Source organism: Elusimicrobiota bacterium, assembly GCA_028718185.1.
In the GTDB taxonomy this organism is placed as follows: Bacteria; Elusimicrobiota; UBA8919; order UBA8919; family UBA8919; genus JAQUMH01.
This window is the reverse complement of record JAQUMH010000001.1, coordinates 820,667-839,465: the sequence shown is the minus strand read 5'-3', so window position 1 is coordinate 839,465 and position 18,799 is coordinate 820,667. Positions and strand designations below refer to the sequence as shown.

At 35.6% G+C, this 18,799-nt stretch carries 16 protein-coding genes; all 16 read left to right on the top strand.

The window, feature by feature from the left end; genetic code table 11:
• The first annotated feature begins 53 nt into the window (after positions 1-53).
• The 16 genes from recA (at position 54) to PHE88_04025 (ending at position 18,671) form a co-directional block, all read left to right on the top strand.
• Complete coding sequence (recA, locus tag PHE88_04100; protein MDD5687000.1) at positions 54-1,094, top strand: recombinase RecA; 1,041 nt, start codon at positions 54-56, stop codon at positions 1,092-1,094.
• A 221-nt stretch (positions 1,095-1,315) separates the two neighbouring features.
• Entirely contained in the window at positions 1,316-2,170 is an 855-nt protein-coding gene (panC, locus tag PHE88_04095; protein MDD5686999.1) for a pantoate--beta-alanine ligase, read from the top strand.
• An 89-nt stretch (positions 2,171-2,259) separates the two neighbouring features.
• Positions 2,260-2,970, top strand: a complete 711-nt coding sequence (locus PHE88_04090; protein MDD5686998.1) for a hypothetical protein — start codon at positions 2,260-2,262, stop codon at positions 2,968-2,970.
• A gap of 70 nt (positions 2,971-3,040) precedes the next feature.
• A complete protein-coding gene (locus PHE88_04085) occupies positions 3,041-4,663 on the top strand; it encodes a family 20 glycosylhydrolase (GenBank protein ID MDD5686997.1) in 1,623 nt (540 codons plus the stop codon).
• A 108-nt stretch (positions 4,664-4,771) separates the two neighbouring features.
• Positions 4,772-5,446: a hypothetical protein gene (locus tag PHE88_04080; GenBank protein MDD5686996.1), complete on the top strand. Its 675-nt coding sequence runs from the start codon at positions 4,772-4,774 to the stop codon at positions 5,444-5,446.
• A 154-nt stretch (positions 5,447-5,600) separates the two neighbouring features.
• Positions 5,601-5,900, top strand: a complete 300-nt coding sequence (gene rplU / locus PHE88_04075) for a 50S ribosomal protein L21 (GenBank protein ID MDD5686995.1) — start codon at positions 5,601-5,603, stop codon at positions 5,898-5,900.
• Positions 5,901-6,006: 106 nt separating this feature from the next.
• Entirely contained in the window at positions 6,007-6,264 is a 258-nt protein-coding gene (rpmA, locus tag PHE88_04070) for a 50S ribosomal protein L27 (GenBank protein ID MDD5686994.1), read from the top strand.
• Positions 6,265-6,321: 57 nt separating this feature from the next.
• A complete protein-coding gene (obgE, locus tag PHE88_04065; protein ID MDD5686993.1) occupies positions 6,322-7,563 on the top strand; it encodes a GTPase ObgE in 1,242 nt (413 codons plus the stop codon).
• Positions 7,541-8,644: a glutamate 5-kinase gene (gene proB / locus PHE88_04060; GenBank protein ID MDD5686992.1), complete on the top strand. Its 1,104-nt coding sequence runs from the start codon at positions 7,541-7,543 to the stop codon at positions 8,642-8,644. The genes obgE and proB overlap by 23 nt, the downstream gene beginning before the upstream one ends.
• A 279-nt stretch (positions 8,645-8,923) precedes the next feature.
• Positions 8,924-10,285 (top strand): 2-isopropylmalate synthase, encoded by a 1,362-nt coding sequence (locus PHE88_04055; protein ID MDD5686991.1) that lies wholly within the window; start codon positions 8,924-8,926, stop codon positions 10,283-10,285.
• On the top strand, positions 10,285-11,988 hold the full coding sequence (locus PHE88_04050; protein ID MDD5686990.1) for a proline--tRNA ligase: 1,704 nt from the start codon (positions 10,285-10,287) through the stop codon (positions 11,986-11,988). The genes PHE88_04055 and PHE88_04050 overlap by 1 nt, the downstream gene beginning before the upstream one ends.
• 152 nt (positions 11,989-12,140) lie before the next feature.
• The gene (locus PHE88_04045) at positions 12,141-12,587 is read left to right on the top strand and encodes a ribosome maturation factor RimP (protein MDD5686989.1); all 447 of its coding nucleotides are present in this window, start codon (positions 12,141-12,143) and stop codon (positions 12,585-12,587) included.
• A gap of 81 nt (positions 12,588-12,668) precedes the next feature.
• A complete protein-coding gene (nusA, locus tag PHE88_04040; GenBank protein MDD5686988.1) occupies positions 12,669-14,042 on the top strand; it encodes a transcription termination factor NusA in 1,374 nt (457 codons plus the stop codon).
• A complete protein-coding gene (gene infB / locus PHE88_04035) occupies positions 14,017-16,161 on the top strand; it encodes a translation initiation factor IF-2 (GenBank protein ID MDD5686987.1) in 2,145 nt (714 codons plus the stop codon). Before nusA ends, infB begins: the two co-directional genes overlap by 26 nt.
• Before the next feature lie 156 nt (positions 16,162-16,317).
• A complete protein-coding gene (locus PHE88_04030; GenBank protein MDD5686986.1) occupies positions 16,318-17,511 on the top strand; it encodes a flavodoxin domain-containing protein in 1,194 nt (397 codons plus the stop codon).
• 158 nt (positions 17,512-17,669) lie between these two features.
• A complete protein-coding gene (locus PHE88_04025; GenBank protein ID MDD5686985.1) occupies positions 17,670-18,671 on the top strand; it encodes an ATP-grasp domain-containing protein in 1,002 nt (333 codons plus the stop codon).
• Positions 18,672-18,799: the final 128 nt, after the last annotated feature.

The following is an 18,799-nucleotide window of genomic DNA, read 5'->3' as shown; positions in this document are numbered from 1 at the left end:
TAATATAATAAAGACTTAAAGTTAAAGATGTGATATTTTCAACGGAGGACTTAATGGCAAAAGCAGAAAAATCAGATAAGGAAAAGGCGTTGGATTTAGCGTTGTCGCAAATAGAGAAAGAATACGGTAAAGGTGCAATAATGCGTCTTGGAGAAAGTCCGCACCAGAAGGTTGAAGTAATTCCCACAGGTATTATCGGGCTTGATATTGCAATTGGTGTAGGCGGAATTCCGAAAGGCAGAATTATTGAACTTTACGGACCTGAATCATCAGGTAAATCAACGTTGTCGCTTCAAATCGTAGCCAGTGCTCAAAAGCTCGGTGGAACCTGCGCGTATGTCGATGCTGAACATGCTATGGACCCTGTTTATGCGACAAAATTAGGCGTGGATGTGGACAAACTTTTAATTTCACAGCCGGATTCAGGTGAACAAGCTCTTGAAATTACAGAAAAACTTGTCCGGAGTAATGCAATAGATGTTTTGGTTATTGACTCTGTTGCGGCGCTTACTCCCCGTGCTGAAATAGAAGGTGAAATGGGTGATTCACATATGGGACTTCAGGCAAGGTTAATGTCGCAGGCGTTAAGAAAACTTACTGCGATAGTTTCTAAATCCAAAACAACAATCATTTTTATCAATCAACTTCGACAGAAAATAGGTATTATGTTCGGTAATCCTGAGACAACTACCGGTGGCTTGGCTTTAAAATTTTATGCTTCTATCCGTATGGATATCAGAAGAGTAACAACATTGAAAGACGGGGATGTTGTTGTAGGGACAAGAGTGCGTGTAAAAGTTGTAAAAAACAAGGTTGCTCCGCCGTTTAAACAGACTGAATTTGAAATGACGTTTGGTCAGGGAATTTCGGTTGAGGGAAACATTATTGATACAGGTGTTGAATATGGCATTATAGAGAAAAGCGGAAGTTGGTTTATTTATAAAGGCGAGCGGTTAGGCCAGGGTATGGATAATTCAAAGGTTTTTCTTAAAGAGAATCCGAAAGTTACCGAAGATATTAAAAAAGCGCTACTAATAAAAGCATTCAGCTTACCGCCATCTGAAGAGAAAGAAAAAGAGAAAGAAAAAAAGTAAAGTTTCCAGGGTATAAAAGCGGAATGCTTTGATAAATCTCTCTTGTCTGTAGAGGGGAACAAAGTGTTTTCTGCTAAAAAGTATAAGTTTTTCCTCGAAAATTTCTACGAAGTATTTCAATGCCGATTAAGAAAATCCTGTATACAAAAATACTGATGGTATTAACATTGTACTGCTACAGAATATAAAAAAGTCAGCAAATATTTTGAGAGATATCTAAGATGAAAATATTTTCAAACCCGCAAGAAATTCAAAATTTTATAAAAAAACTCAAGCTTAATGGCAGAGCCATAAGTTTAGTGCCGACTATGGGAGCGTTGCATGAAGGGCATGCTTCACTTATTCGTCGCGCAAGAAAAGAAAGCGATGTTGTTGTGGTAAGCATTTTTGTTAACCCGTCACAATTTGGACCTAACGAAGATTTAAAAAAATATCCAAGACCGTTTAAAAAAGATGTTCTTTTATGCAAAAAGGAAAATGTGGATATAGTTTTTTCACCCAAACCGTCCGGTATGTATCCGGAAAAATATCTTACCTATATTACTGTTGAAAAGATTTCTGATATTATGTGCGGAAGATTCCGTCCGGGTCATTTTAAAGGTGTTGCAACAATTGTAGCAAAACTTTTCAATATAATTCAGCCGGATAAAGCTTATTTCGGGTTAAAAGATTACCAGCAGTCAGTTATAATTAAGAAAATGGTAAATGATTTAAATTTTCCTGTAAAAATTATTGCGTGTCCCACCGTTCGTGAAAAAAGCGGTTTGGCGCTTTCAAGCAGGAATATTTATTTATCTGATGAAGGATTAGAAAGAGCGATATCTATATCGCGTTCTTTGAAAATGGCAAGAAATTTAGTAGAAAATAAAAAAAATGTTTCCGCAGAAACAGTAATTTCTAAAATAAAGAAAACAATTGCTCCTAATGTGGATAAAATTGACTATATAGAAATAAGAGACGCGGAAACACTCGAAGAAATAAAAGTTATTGATAGTCATATTAACAAAATCGTAATTGCTATCGCCGTTTTTGTAGGCAAAACCCGTCTGATTGATAATATAGTTGTTAGCAAATAAAAGAGCGAGATTAAGAATTGTAAAAATAGTTTAGAGGTTTTGATTTTATCCCTGAATACTAAACCCTCAACCCTAAACTACTTATTTTTATGGCTGGTTTTATCAAATTATTAATAGCAATAATTTTGTTGCCGGTGTTATTAGGGTTGGTTAAGTTGTTTTTTGTTCTTTTAATTTCTATGTTTCCCTTAACATCTTCGGTGATTTGGTTTATTTCAGGTTTTATCGTATTTTTTTTGATATTCTTGTTTAAATCGCTGCCAGGTAGTCTATATGTTTTTGGGCACGAACTTACACATGCATTCTGGGCAGTTTTATTTAGAGGGAAAATCAAAGAATTTAACGTCTCTTCAAAAAACGGCAATGTAGTTTCAACTAAAACCAATTTTTTTATTTTTCTAGCCCCTTATTTCTTCCCAATTTACACCTTTTTATTAATCTTACTTTTTTATATCCTTGCTTTTTTCTTTAACGTTTCAAGATGGATTGAATGGTTGTTCTTTTTTGTAGGTATTACATATTCATTTCATTTTTTTCTGACAGGTGATTCATTGGCAGCCGGTCAATCTGATGTAAAAAAGACAGGTCGTGTGTTTTCTTACGTTGTTATTATTATTTTGAATTTAATAACAGCAGTCCTTATATTAAAATTCATTACACCCGATAGAATTTCATTTAAAAAATATTTTTCTGAAGGATTGGTAACATCCGGGAAGATTTACAAATATCTGTGGGAATACTTAATTCAATTTTTGAAGTTGATATACAATGAAATTACTCAAAAAATAAATAATATTTAATTTCATATATTAAAAAGTTTGCAGAAGTAATTATTGAAACAGTATTAGTTAGTAAAAAATGAGAAATCCTATGAAGATACGATTTTTATTGTTAACCTATTTGCTTGGTTTTATTTGTTTAATAACATCTAATATTTTTTGTGAAGAAACCATTATATTGCCTAAGCCAAAGTATATCAAATATAAGACCGGCGATTTTAGAATCACGGACGATGTAAAAATTGTTTTTGCATCAACCGGAGGAGATAAATTAGAAAATATTGCAAAGGATTTAAAAAAACATATTTTTGATATAACCGGCTTTGATTTAAATATTACGGAATTAGCAAATATTAAAGATAGAACGGAAAAAATGCTTTTAATTACAACTAATAATAGTTCATTACCGGAAATGTTTTTACCAAAAGAAATGGAAGATATTAAACTAAATGAACTTGGTAAAGAAGGTTACCTGCTTGAAATCTCAGAAAATGCTGTTTTTTGTGGTGTGGATGAAGCAGGAGCATTTTATGCTGTACAGAGTTTTCTTCAGATGCTTAAATATGAACATAATGCTTGGTCTGTACCGTACTCGCGTATTATCGATGAACCGCATTTTTCTATACGTGGTCAGCATTTTGACCCGGCAAGGCAATTCCGTAATGTAGAATTACTAAAGCGATACATAGAAATTCTCGCCCGGTATAAGATGAATACAATTCATATTCATTTTACTGATGACCAGGCGTGGACACTTGAAAGTAAAAAATATAAACTTACTGTGCCCGGGAAATTTTACACTCAGGATGAGCTTAATGAAATAGTTTCATTTGCAGAACAACATTTTATTACTGTTATACCTGAAATTGACATGCCCGGACATTGCAGGGCATTACGTAAAGCTTATCCGGAGTTAGCCTGTCAGAGTAGCGGCAAAAAGCGTAGTTCGGTTATATGTCCGGGCAATGAAGAAACTTATAAATTTTTGGAAGATATTTTTGCCGAGTTCTGTCCTATTTTTAAAGGACCTTATTTCCATGTTGGTGCTGATGAAGTAGAAACCCACGAATGGCAAAACTGTCCAATTTGTTCTAAACGTATTTCTGATGAAAATTTAAGCGATGAAAAAGAACTTTATTTTTATTTTTTGAAACGCGTTCAAGAAATGTTAATCAAATATAATAAAAAAATGGTTATATGGTGGGAATATTTCCCGCAGTTAGACAAATGGTTAGATAAAGACAACACCATCCTGCAGGAATGGCGAGGCAAAGCAAAAGAAAATTCAGTTAAAGAAGAATTCAAAATTATTAATTCGCAATGGTTCCCGCTTTATCTTAGCCACAACACGAGTACTCCAAAAGAAATTCTTGAATTTAACCCGGTTATAACAAAAGATATACCTGAAAATACTTTAGGTATTATCAGTTGTTCCTGGGGTGACAGGAAAGAACTCACGGAAGACATAGTACTCTTACCGCGTATTTTAGCGGTTGCCGAAAAAAGTTGGACAGACAAAACTGATTCTAAAGAATTTAACATGAGAATGGCTTATCATTTTTTAAACATTTTAAATCAAATTCCGGATAAACAGCAAGGTAAATTGGACAAAAAATACATAAATAAATGTTTAAAAGACATAACTACTGACCCAAAAAGCAATCTTGCCTCTTTTAAAGAAAATATTATCAAATATATTATTTCCCAACAATAGATTTAATATTAAAAAAAACAAGTTGACAAAACCGTTTTTTTTAATATAATAAAACGAAGATTTAAGGCTTTTCACGTATAGTGACTCAAATTAGGGAAAGGAGGGTTCATGGATTGGGGTCTTGTTTTTGTTGAACCGGTTAAGATGATGTTGGGTAAAGTTGCCCAGTTTGTTCCTATTTTTATAGGATTTTTGGTAATACTTCTTATTGGTTGGATAATTGCCGTAGCTTTGAAAAATGTTTTTGTAAAACTACTTGTTTTTCTAAAGCTGGATGTTCTTTCCGGCAGGATTGGTTTTTCAAAGATGCTTGAAAAAGCAGAAATAAAGTATACTTTATCGGAAATTATTGGTGTTATTTTTTATTGGATTATAATTTTCATTATTATAGCGACTGCAATAAATGCTTTAGGACTTACATCTGTTAGCGTAATTTTAGATAGCATTATACTTTATATACCTAACATAATAGTTGCAATTTTTGTTTTAATACTTGGAATGTTTTTAGCTTCATTTTTAAATTCTTTAGTTGTTACTGCAACTTCAAATGCAGGTGTATTACAAGCGAAAGTACTTGGTAAAGTTGTGTCGATAGCTGTTATTATATTCACAGTCGTAATTGCACTTAAGCAGTTGAAAATTGATATACAAATAATTAATTCTGTGATTACTATACTATTTGCTTCAAGTGGTCTTGCTTTTGCGATTGCATTTGGTTTAGGAAGCAAGGATGTGGCAGCTAAATTGATTAATGAGTTGTACGATTTCTTAAAGAAAAAATAACATAATACAAACAAACCCCTCAACTCTTTCTTCTCCCCTAAGGGGAGAAGATGAAAGATGAGGGGGAATTTAGCGGACAGACGTGGAATTGCAACTACAATAAAACATAAAGATTGATTTTTAATTAGTAATTTCAAAGAGGAGTAGGATATTTATGTATGCGATAATTGACGTTGGTGGAAAACAGTATAAGGCAGAGAAAGGTAAAACAATTAAGATGGATTTGTTGGAAAAGCAGATAGGTGATGCAGTTGAGTTCAAGTCGATTCTTATTTCAGGTGACGATAAAAAGTTACAGACATCTCCTAATTCAAAAGTGTTTGGTAAAGTAGTAGATATTTGCAAAGGTAGAAAGGTAGTTGTTTTTAAGAAACGGCCCAAAAAAGGTTATAAAAAAACGATTGGACACAGGCAAGATTATACAGAAGTAGAAATAACAGGAATTGGCAGTTAAGAAAAAAGTTATAGGGTTATAGAGTTATTGGGTTATAGGGTTTAAACACTACAAACTCTAAAACTCTACGAACTCTATAAACTTTGTTAGTTTTTTGGAGGACTATATGGCTCATACTAAATCTCAAGGTTCAACAGGTAATGGACGCGATTCTGCCGGGCAACGATTAGGTGTTAAGCGTTTTGAAGGTCAGGTTATTCCTGCAGGCAGTATTATTGTCAGACAACGGGGGAAAAAGTATCATCCCGGGTTAAATGTCGGAATTGGTAAAGATGATACCCTTTTTGCTAAGGTTAAAGGTACGATTAAATTTCATTGGGCATCAAAAAAATGTAAGAAAATAAGTATAATTCCTTCCGTTTGAAATAGTATTTACAAGTCTTCGGGAACATCTACTCTATTTTTGATCCAATAAAATATTATGTTTATAGATAAAGCAAAACTTTTTGTTAAAGCAGGTAAAGGTGGTGACGGCTGTCTTTCTTTTAGGCGGGAGAAATATATTCCTTTTGGCGGTCCCGACGGTGGTAACGGCGGGAAAGGCGGCGATGTAATAATTTTTGCTAATGAGAATCTGAAAACGCTCTTAGATTTTAAAAGGAACCCGCATTACAAAGCAAAAGAAGGTGAACATGGTTGGGGAAGCAATTGTTACGGTAAATCAGCCGAGGACTTAAGAATAGGCGTTCCGCTCGGCACTACTGTAAAAAAGAACGGTGAAATTATAGCAGACATTACAGAACCTAAACAAGAGATTATAATCGCTTTAGGCGGTCGCAGGGGCAGGGGTAATGCAAGTTTTAAATCATCAAAAAACACCGCTCCTCGTATAGCAGAAAAGGGTCAGCCCGGCGAAGAATGCATTGTAGAATTAGAGTTAAAAATTATTGCTGATGTCGGGATTATCGGGTATCCAAATGCCGGAAAATCAACATTTATATCAAAAGTTTCTTCGGCAAAACCGAAGATAGCTGATTATCCCTTTACTACATTATCACCTAATTTGGGTGTTGTAAAATTATACGATGACTCGCTAGTTTTTGCAGATATACCGGGACTAATTGATGGTGCATCTGCCGGTAAGGGACTTGGCCATGATTTTTTAAGGCATATAGAAAGAACAAAGATTCTTTTACATATTGTTGATTCTTTCGGATATGATAATAAAAATGCATATTCAACTTATGTCGCAATCAACAAAGAATTGAAAGATTATTCGCCGGTACTTGCTAAGAAATTACAGGTAATAGCAATCAACAAAATGGATGTTTTTGGCGCTGAAAAATCAGTAAAGCTTTTTAAGAAGAGAGGAAAAAAAGTATTTTTAATTTCAGCGTTGAAAGGGGAAGGGTTGAAATCATTGTTGGAAGAAATATTTAAAAAGATTAAAATGGTTAAAGTAGAAAAACCAACTGAAATAAAAAGCGTTTATTATAAATATGAACCGGAATTTGCTGTAAATAAAATAGGAAATGTTTTTGAGGTTACGGGCAAGAAAATTTTAGATTTGGCAGTTATGACTAATTTTTCAGAAGAAGAGGCAGCTAAAAGATTTCAAAACATATTTAAAAAAATCGGTGTCGAACAAAAGTTAAGAGAAGCCGGAATTGTTGCCGGTGACACCGTGAGGGTAGGTGAATATGAGTTCATTTACGAAGAATAGGATTGTTCTTAAAATAGGCAGTGGTATTATAACATCTTCGAAAGATTTTACCTATATGCAGAAAATAGCGGAAGAAGTTTCATCTTTTCATAATATGAAAAACGAGATTATCATCGTTTCTTCCGGTGCGATTGCAACAGGCATAGTAAAGCTGGGTTTGAAGAAAAAACCGTCTGATTTACCGTCCAAACAGGCTGCCGCTTCTGTCGGGCAGGTGGGTCTGATGAATAAATGGACTGATATCTTTTCAAAATATAATATACCTGTTGCCCAGATACTTCTTACGAAAAATGATTTTGAAGACAGGAACAGATATTTGAATACAAGAAACACGATTATGAGACTTCTATCCTGGGGAGTAATACCTGTAATAAATGAAAATGATACAGTTGTTACGGAAGAAATTAATTTTGGCGATAATGATACTCTTTCAGCGACAGTTGCTTCCAAAGTTGATGCTAATTATCTTATTATTTTAACTGATGTAGACGGTCTTTATAAAGGTAATCCCAAAAAAAATAAAAATGCGGAATTGATTTCGGAAGTAAAAAAGATTTCAACTGATATAGAAAATTATGCAACGAAAGAAGAGGGTTGTAGTTTTTCTGTTGGCGGGATGATGTCAAAAATAGAAGCAGCAAAGATTGCAACTGCTTCAGGTGTTGAGACATTTATAGTAAACGGCAAAAAAAACGTTTGTATTTCAGACATAATTGCCGGTCGTGTCAAATGCACTAAATTTCTGGCGGATGTAAAAATTGACAGTAGGAAAAAATGGATTGCCTTCGGTGCTAAATTATCAGGAACAATTGAAATAGATGACGGAGCTGCTTCTGCAGTAAAGGATTCTTCAAAAAGTCTGCTCCCGTCCGGGATTATCAGGACTAAAAGTGATTTTGAAAAAGGCGATGTGGTAAGCATTTTCAATAAAGGGAAAGAAATAGCTCGCGGGATTGTTTCATATTCAAGCAAAGATATCGAAAAAATAAAAGGACACAAATCATCCGAAATAGAAAAAATCCTCTGCCGTAAAGATTACGAAGAAGTTATCCACAGAGACAATCTTGTAGTAATAGGTTGAATAAAATAACCTATGAAATTTCTTTAAAACCAAAAGAAGTAATCCGACAATTCTCTAAATAACACATATCAAAATTTCCTTATTGAAATCCAATTAAAAATTTGTATAATTGAAATTGTTGGAAGAGTAATTTTTTGGCTGTTATTGCGAACTCGAAGAGTGTGGCAATCTATCTTTTAAGTTGGTAATTCTGAGATTGTTTCGTCACCATATTCCTCGCAATGACTTAGCAGGGATTTTTCGACAATCTCATGATTGAGATTTAAGTGAGGTATAATTATGTTAAAATTTAACAAGAGAACAAGAACCTTGGAACAGGAAGAGTATAAATATCAACTGCAAGATGTAAAAGAACCGAACCTTTACAGGGATATTTTCCCGTATGGTGAGGTACCGAAAATTTCTTTTAACTGGCGGGTTGTGCCTATGAACCCTACGGAAGAAATATGGATAACCGATACTACGTTTCGTGACGGTCAGCAATCGCGTCCTCCGTATACGGTAAAGCAAATTGTCGATGTTTACAAAATGATTCACCGGTTGTCAGGTCCTAATGGCGTTATCAGGCAGTCTGAATTTTTTTTATATTCTGAAAAAGACAAAGAATCAGTTACAAAGTGTTTAGAACTTGGGTATAAATATCCCGAAATTACCGGTTGGATAAGGGCGCACAAAGAGGATTTTAAGTTAGTTAAAAAACTCGGACTTAAAGAAACCGGAATTCTTACATCAGTGTCCGATTATCATATTTTCCTGAAACTTAAAAAAACAAGAAAAGAAGCGATGGATATGTATTTGGGTATTGTAAAAGACGCGCTTGAAGAAAAAATAATTCCGAGATGTCATTTTGAGGATATTACCCGTGCTGATTTCTACGGATTTGTGGTTCCCTTTGCACAGGAATTAATGAAACTGTCAAAAGCTGCAAACATACCTATAAAAATTCGTGCGTGCGACACATTAGGTTATGGAGTTACTTACCCTGGTGTTACTTTGCCCCGTTCGGTCAACGGTATAATTTATGGACTTACTAAATTTGCCGGGGTCCCTTCGGAATGGCTGGAATGGCATGGTCATAATGATTTTCATCGTGCATTGACCAATGCTATTGGTTCGTGGTTGTATGGTTGTTCTGTAACCAACGGTTCGCTTTTAGGTATAGGTGAAAGGACAGGTAACACGCCGACTGAGGCATTAGTTATTGAATATATTGCTTTTCGCGGTGATTCTAACGGTATGGAGACTACTGTAATTTCTGAAATAGCGGAATATTTTGAAAAAGAAATGGGTTATCAAATCCCTCCTAATCAGCCGTATGTCGGAAAGAATTTTAATGTTACACGTGCAGGAATTCATGCGGACGGGCTTTTGAAAGATGAAGAAATATACAACATATTTGATACAAATAAAATTTTGAAAAAACCGGTTTCTGTTGGAATTACCGATAAATCCGGTTTTGCAGGAATAATTTACTGGATAAATCATCATTTAAAGATTAAAGTTGATAAAGATAACCCGGGAGTAATTAAAATCAAGGAATGGATTGATACTCAATATGAAGCGGAAAGAACAATAGGTATTTCTGACGAGGAAATGTTAAGGTTGGTGAAAAAATATATTCCGGAGATTGTGATAAAATAATGAGATATTCAGAATCTTTTATTCCCACTGTTAAAGAGACACCTTCAGATGCTGATACGGTTTCCCAGAAGTTAATGCTTCGGTCAGCACTTATAAGAAAGCTTACTTCGGGAACTTACAATTGGCTGCCGTTGGGATTACGGGTATTGAAAAAAGTTGAACAGATAATACGGGAAGAAATGAATAAAATTGGCGGTCAGGAACTTCTTATGCCTGCAATATTACCAAAAGAATTATGGGAAGAAACAGGCAGATGGAATATTTACGGTAAAGAGCTATTCCGTCTAAAAGACCGTTCAGACAGGGAATTTTGTTTAGGTCCTACACATGAGGAGATTGTTACGGATATTGTCAGAAAGGATGTCCGTTCATATCGCCAGCTTCCTTTAATGCTGTATCAGTTCCAGACAAAGTTCAGAGATGAAATCAGGCCGCGGTTTGGTGTAATACGGGCAAAAGAATTTTATATGAAAGATGCATATTCTTTTCATGCGACAGAAGAAGATGCTGAAAGATATTACAAGCTTGTCTATGATGCTTACTCCAAAATTTGTGAAAGGTGTGGATTTAAGTTTCGCGTGGTTGAGGCGACAACAGGTGCTATCGGAGGTTCACTCTCGCATGAATTTATGGTACTAGCTGAAACCGGCGAAGAAGAAATCGTTTCTTGTGATTGCGGTTACGGTGCTAATATAGAAAAAGCGGAATGTGTTAAGGACAATACAAAATTCAGGATTCAGGATTCAGCATTAAAACAGTTGGAGGAAGTGCATACGCCGGGGATGAAGACTGTTGAAGAAGTTGGAAAATTTCTTAATGAGAAGCTGGATAAATTTATAAAAACACTGATTTATCTTGCTGATGGTAAACCTGTAATGGTACTTGTCAGGGGTGATTGCGAAATAAACGAAGAAAAACTTAAAGGTTTTCTAAAATGTAACGAACTTTTTCTTGCAGATGCAAAAACAGTTGAAAAAATCACAGGTGCTCCCGTAGGTTTTGCCGGTCCTGTCCGACTTCCTGCTTCCGACTTGCCACTTCCTATCTATGCTGATTTTTCAATAAAAGATATCGTAAATGGCATTTCAGGAGCGAATAAAAAAGATTATCATCTGAAAAATATAAATGTTAGCAGGGATTGCAAATTATCAGAGGTTGCTGATTTAAAAAAAGTAAAAAAGGGTGATAAGTGTCCAAGGTGTTGTAAAAATGAATTAAAATTTTCCAGAGGGATAGAAATAGGACATACTTTCAAATTAGGTACAAAATATTCAAAATCAATGAATGCCACATTTCTTGATGAAAAAGGTGTTAAAAATCATTTTATAATGGGTTGTTATGGAATAGGAGTTTCCAGGATAGTTGCCGCTGCGGTTGAACAATCAAATGACAAAGATGGTATAATTTGGAACGAGGCAATTGCACCGTATAAAATTGTAATAGTCCCGATTGCATATGAAGGTGAAGTTAAAAAGACAAGCGATAAAATTTACTCGCAATTTTCAGAAAGAGCAGATGTTCTTTTAGATGACAGGGATGAGAGAGCCGGTGTGAAATTTAAAGATGCTGATTTACTGGGTATTCCCATCCGCATTACCGTTTCCGAGAAAACGCTCAAAGAAAATAAGGTTGAACTCAAATATAGAAATGAAAAAACTGTAAATCTTGTAAGCATAGAAAGTCTGCTTGACATTATAAAGTAAATATTGTATAATTTAAACATTAGAAGAGTGGCTAAAACCACTCTTTCTTTTTGGTAACTTTGATAAGTGTAGTTGCTTGCCCTTGGCAAGCAATGAAATAATTATAGATTAAAGAAGCCAGTTTGTTTTCAAAAAAACATAAGTCAGCGTCTATGGAAGAAAAAATACTTGAAATTATAAAAGACGATATTGGAAAAGAAGGTTTAGAAATAGTTGAAATCAGATGTTCTAAATTCAAGGGAAGAACGAATATTCGCGTATTTATTGATAAAACAGGCGGAGTTACAGTTGCTGATTGCGAAAAAGCAAGCGGGATTATCGGGTTCCTTTTAGACGGCAGTAATTTGAATTTTGCCGGATACGAATTAGAGGTTTCTTCACCCGGTCTTGACAGGCCGCTTGCAAAAGAGGCGGATTTTAACAAACATTTGGGTGAAACCGTTATGATATTCCTCAGGGAAAATTTTAACGATAAAAATTATTTTGAAGGAAAGATTAACGGCAGTAATGACGGTTTTGTGGAAATTACGGCTAAAGACAAAAATATAAAAATTCCAATAGATAGAATATCAAAAGCAAAACTGAAAATTGAAATATAATGGAGGCAGGAAGTAAAAAGTGGCAAGCAGGAAGTAGTTTTACCTACTCCCTACCTACTACTCCCTACTACCTGATGTTAAATGGCTGAACAAACAATTGAACTTTTACCGGTAATTGAACAAATTGAAAGAGAAAAAGGTATTAAAAAAGCCGATCTTTTAGCGACAATAGAATCAGCGCTTGTATCTGCTTTTAGAAAGCATTCAGGCAATAAAAATCTTAATTTAGAAGTACATCTGGATGAAGCTACAGGCAAAATTAAAGCATATCACATTAAAAAGGTGGTGGAAAGTCTTACTGACCCGGATAATGAAATATCTCTTACCGAAGCTATAAAGCTTAAACCGAAAGCAAAATTAGATATGGATTTAAAGTTTGAGGTTTCTATTGATGATTTTGGAAGAATAGCAGCCCAGACAGCAAAGCAGGTTATTATCCAGAAAATCAGGGATGTTGAAAAAGATAATCTGTTTATAGATTTTTCTTCAAAAGTCGGTAAAGTAATAACCGGCATGGTTTACAAATTTGTTGGCAGAAATATTATAATTGATATAGACCATGGCGAGGCGATTTTACCTGTCCGGGAACAGTGTGCCCGTGAGAAATTTAAAATCGGAGACAGAATCAAAGTTTACGTATTAAAGGTTGAAAAAACACCAAAGGGTCCGCAGATGGTTGTGTCCCGCATGCATCATGAACTCATAAGGCATCTTTTCAGGTTAGAAGTGCCGGAGGTTTATGATAATACTGTGGAAATAAAAAATATTGTCCGGGAACCTGACTCGCGTATAAAAGTTGCAGTTTTATCTCATAATATGAAAGTCGACGCTATTGGTTCTTGTGTAGGGGTTAAAGGGATAAGGATTAAATCGATTATTCAGGAACTTCAGGGTGCGAGAATAGATATGGTTGCCTTTTCAACAGATATGACACAATATATAGTAAATGCGTTAAGTCCGGCTAAAGTGATTTCTATCGATACTAAACCTGAAAGAAAAATAGCAAATATCACGGTTGCTGATGACCAGCTTTCACTTGCTATCGGCAAGGCAGGTCAGAATGTCCGTCTTGCTGTAAAATTGACCGGTTGGCATATTGATATAAAATCTGAATCGGAGAAAAAATCAAATAAGACAGCAGAAATTGAACAGAAGATGGATAGTTTTATAGGGATTAAAGGAGTCGGCAAAAAAACAGCAGAAATACTTATAAAATCAGGGTTTAAGACAATTGAGTCGCTGGCAAATGCTTCACTGGAAACATTAACAACACTTCAGGGTATCGGTGAAAAAACAGCACAAAAAATAATAGAGGCTGCTAAAAAAAGTTTAGAAACAAAAAAAGTTAAGGTACAAAAAGAAGTAGAGGTAGAAAAAGAAGTGGTGGAACAAAAAGAAGAAGAAGTACAAAAAGAAGCGGAGGTACAAGATGGTGAAGAAGAAACTAAAGGATAAAGAAAAAATTGAAATTGACAAAAAGAAAAAAGAAAAGAAAAAATCCGAAAAACCGGTAAAACCAAAAAAAGAAAAGAAAGTAAAAGTATTGTCATCGGTCAAACCGGAAGAAAAATTAGAAAAAAAACTGGAAGAAAAACCTGTTGCTGAAATTGCTGCGCCAAAAGAAGTTGAAAAGCCGAAAATCAAAAAACCGAAAGTAAAAACTGAAAAAGCAGTAAAAGTCAAAAAAACGGCAGTTGCTGCTGTTCCTGCTGTTGAAAAGCCGGTTTTGCCGCCGGTTTCACCCGCTCCAATAAAAGAACCGGCTGTGGTTTCTGTGAAAGCAGTTGAAAAACCTGTTCCGGTTGTTCCTGCAAAGCCTGCTGTTCCCCGTCAAACAATAAAAATTAACGAAATAATTACCGTTTCCGAACTAGCAACAAAACTAAATATAAAAGCTGTAGAATTAATTAAAAAAATGATGTCGATGGGTATTCTTGCAACTATTAACCAGCGTATTGTTGCAGATGTTGTTAAACTTGTTGCTGCTGAATTTAACTATGATATCGAGATGATTCCGCTTTATGGTGAATTAAAAACAGAGCCAAAAGAAGATGTTGCAAAATTGAAACATCGCGCCCCTATTGTTACTATAATGGGACATGTGGACCATGGTAAAACGTCGCTTATGGATGCTATAAGAGAATCCAACGTCGCTGAAAAAGAGGCGGGTGGAATTACCCAGCATATTGGTGCGTATAAAGTTAAAACAACAAACGGAGAAATAGTTTTTCTTGATACTCCCGGTCATGAAGCATTCACGGCAATGCGTGCCAGGGGAGCCCAGGTAACTGATATCGTCATATTGGTTGTTGCTGCTGATGATGGAATTATGCCTCAGACAATTGAAGCTATAGACCATGCTCGCGCTGCAAATGTCCCGATAATGGTTGCTATTAATAAAGTTGATTTACCTACGGCAAACGTACAGAAAGTAAAACAGGAACTATCAAACCAGAATTTACTTCCGGAAGATTGGGGCGGCAAAACAATCACTGTTGAGGTTTCTGCAAAAAAGAATACAGGAGTTGATAAGCTTTTAGAGTTAATTCTGCTTCAGGCTGAAATGATGGAATTAAAAGCGAACCCCGATAAAAAAGCGGTTGGCGTTATAGTTGAAGCAAGAGTTTCTTCTAAAATCGGTCCTGTAGCCACTGTTTTAATAAATAGCGGAACACTCAAAGTTGGTGACCATTTTGTTGCCGGGACTTCTAACGGCAAGGTCCGTGCCATGCATAACGATAGAAAAAAACGGCTTTTAGAGGCGGGACCTGCAACACCTGTTGAAATAATGGGTTTTCAGTGGGCGCCGCAGTCAGGTGACAGGTTCTTTGTTGTTTCTGACGAGAAAGAAGCCAGGCATATCAGTGAAACCCGCCAGCAGTTAAGAAGGGACGAAAAGCTTTTTTCTCATAATCATTTGACACTCGAAGATTTTCATAAAAATGTTATTGAAGGCAAAGCAAAAGAATTAAGTCTTATCCTTAAAGCGGATGTTCGCGGTTCTATTGAAGTCCTGCGCGATTCACTTGAAAAACTATCTACTAAAGATGTTGCAGTCAGAATAATACATTTTGGTATAGGCGGTATAAACGATTCCGATGTTATTCTTGCGGCTGCGTCAAATGCCGTTATAATCGGTTTTAATGTCAGAAGTGAAACGTCTGCAATGGTTCTTGCACAGCGGGAAGGTGTAGATATAAAAACATACAGGATTATCTATGAAGTTATAAATGATATAAAAGCAGCGATGGAAGGTCTTTTGGAACCGGACAAAAAAGAGGTTTATTTAGGCCGTGCCCGGGTTCTCAAAATTTTCAAAGTTGCAAAAACCGGAACTATTTTAGGCAATTCAGTTATTGATGGTAAAATTCTAAGAACCGGTGGTGCCAGATTATTGCGTGACAACACAATAATCTTCGAAGGAAAACTATCTTCTCTTAAAAGATTTAAGGATGATGTGAAAGAAGTTGAAAAAGGTTTTGAATGTGGTATGGTTTTAGACGGCTTCGGTGATGTAAAAATCGGTGATGTAGTTGAATCATTTACATTCGAACTTGTAAAAAGGAAACTATAGGGGTGTAGAGTCGTAGGGGCGTAGAGTCATAGAGTCGTAGAGTCGTAGAGTCGTGGGATAGTGGGATAGCGGGATTGTGGGTTTTGACGCGTAGGGGTGGGCTTGTCCACCCGATTTAAGTTATCTGTTTAATTTTGCGATGAAGGCGCTTATTTTATGAAAAAAATTGAAATTGCTAAGGATATTTTTTGGGTTGGGGTTGTTGACTGGAACGTGCGTAATTTTCACGGTTATACTTATACTACGAAAAGAGGTTCAACTTATAACGCCTATTTGATTATTGATAAAAAAATTGCACTGGTTGATACTGTTTTAGGTTCTTTTTCAGGTGACATGATTGAGAAAATAAAAGAAATTATTGACCCTGCTAAAATTGACTATATTATCGCCAATCACGTTGAGACTGACCATTCCGGTGCTCTTCCTGATATAATGAAGTTAGCTAAAAATGCAAAAGTTGTTGGAACTGCTAAATGCAAAGAAGGACTTTACAGACATTATTACGAAAATTGGGATTTTCAGGTTGTTAAGACAGGAGATACTATATCGCTTGGCAGCAGGACATTAAAATTTTTGGAAGCACCTATGATTCACTGGCCTGATAGTATGTTTACTTATATCCCCGAAGAAAAACTCCTGCTCCCGAATGACGCTTTCGGGCAGCATTATGCGACAACCGAGAGATTTGACGATGAAGTAGATGAATGTTCGCTTATGGATGAGGCGGCAAAATATTATGCCAACATTTTAATACCATACAGTCCTATTATTCTTAGAAAAATAGATGAAGTTGTAAAAAGCGGTATTGAAATAAAAACAATTGCACCTTCACACGGGATTATCTGGCGTAAAGACCCGATGAAAATTGTAAATGCATATGTTAACTGGGCAAAAGGACTGCCTCTCAAGAAAAGTGTGTTAATTGTGTACGAAACAATGTGGAATGCTACTGAAAAAATGGCAAAAGCAATTTTAGAAGGATTAAAAACAGGCGGTGCAGAGGCAAAATTATACAATGTAAGTGTTTCCGACAGGACTGAAATTATGAAAGAGATTTTCAATTCTAAGGGAATACTCGTCGGTTCGTCAACCCACGACAATAACATACTTCCTAATATAGCAGGTTTTCTTGATTTTATAAAAGGACTTAAAATAAAAAACCGCATTGGCGCGTCTTTTGGTTCATTCGGTTGGAGCGGAGAATCAGTAAAAATTATTGAAAATACATTAAAAGAAAGCGGTATAGAAGTAGTCCTCCCTCCCATATCAGCAAAATATACACCCTCAGAAGAGGACACAAAAAACTGTTTTGAATTCGGAAAAACCTTCGCAAAAAAAGTAATGGAGTAATGGAGTCCCCCCTCAACTCTTTCTTCTCCCCTCAGGGGAGAAGATGAAAGATGAGGGGAAAATTATAAATTTTTTGGTCTGACTGAGTTGTAGGGTTTTTAGGGTTTATCCGCAGTCATCAGCGTTTTAATATTTAATCAGCGGCAATCAGCGTTCCCATGAAGAAATTAAAAATTGGTTTTACATACGATGCTAAAGCAGATTATAATCTCCTGCCTACAGACTCACCGGATAAATACGCGGAATTTGATTCTGAAGAGACAATCTCTGAAATAGAAAAATCTTTAAAAAGTAGCGGTCATGAAGTTGAAAGAATAGGCAGGATATCCGTTCTGCTTGAAAAAATTGCACAAGGTAAAAGATGGGACATCATTTTTAATATCGCCGAAGGCATTAAAGGCAGAAACCGCGAATCACAAGTTCCTACCATTCTTGAACTTTATGATATTCCATATTCCGGCAGTGACGCTTTAACAATGGGGCTAACGCTTGATAAAGCAGTAGCTAAAATGATTGTTTCGCATTATGGAGTATTAACCCCGAAATTTCTGGAAATAGAAAAAATTGAACAGCTTGATGAAAAAGAATTCCATTTAAAGTATCCGGTTATAATAAAACCGTCAGAAGAGGGAACATCAAAGGGGATTTCACCGGAATCTATTGCCAGGAATTTTAAAGATGTTGTAAAAAGAACAAAATGGCTTATTGAAAAATACAACCAGCCTGCACTTATTGAAGAGTTTATAACAGGCACCGAATTTACGGTCGCCGTAATTGAAAATAACCCCCCGGAAGTTCTACCGCCTGTTCAGATAACAATAAAAGGAAAACAATATCTCGGCGACGATTTTTACACCCACGACCGTGTCATAAACGATGATATAAGGTATGTCTGTCCTGCCGAAATCCCAAATAAGCTTAACGAAAAATTAAAAGAGGTTGCATTAAATTCTTACAAAGCGCTCGGTATAAAAGATTTTGGAAGAATAGATTTCCGCGTTGATGAAAACGACACCCCGTATTTTTTAGAATTAAACCCGCTTCCCAACTTAGGAAAAATAGATGTTTTCCCGCTAATAGCCAAAGCCATCGGCATTACCTACGAAGAAATAGTCTGCAAAGTCCTTTCCGCCGCTTTAAAAAGGTATAGAATTGAGTAATGGTTTGGAAAATGGGAAGATGTTATTAGTTTTTATACAAGGATTGTATTGATTTTTGCAATAAGTCTTTATATTTGGATTTCATCTCATTCCTCAAGATTTGAACAGAAATTATGTATTTGAATTTA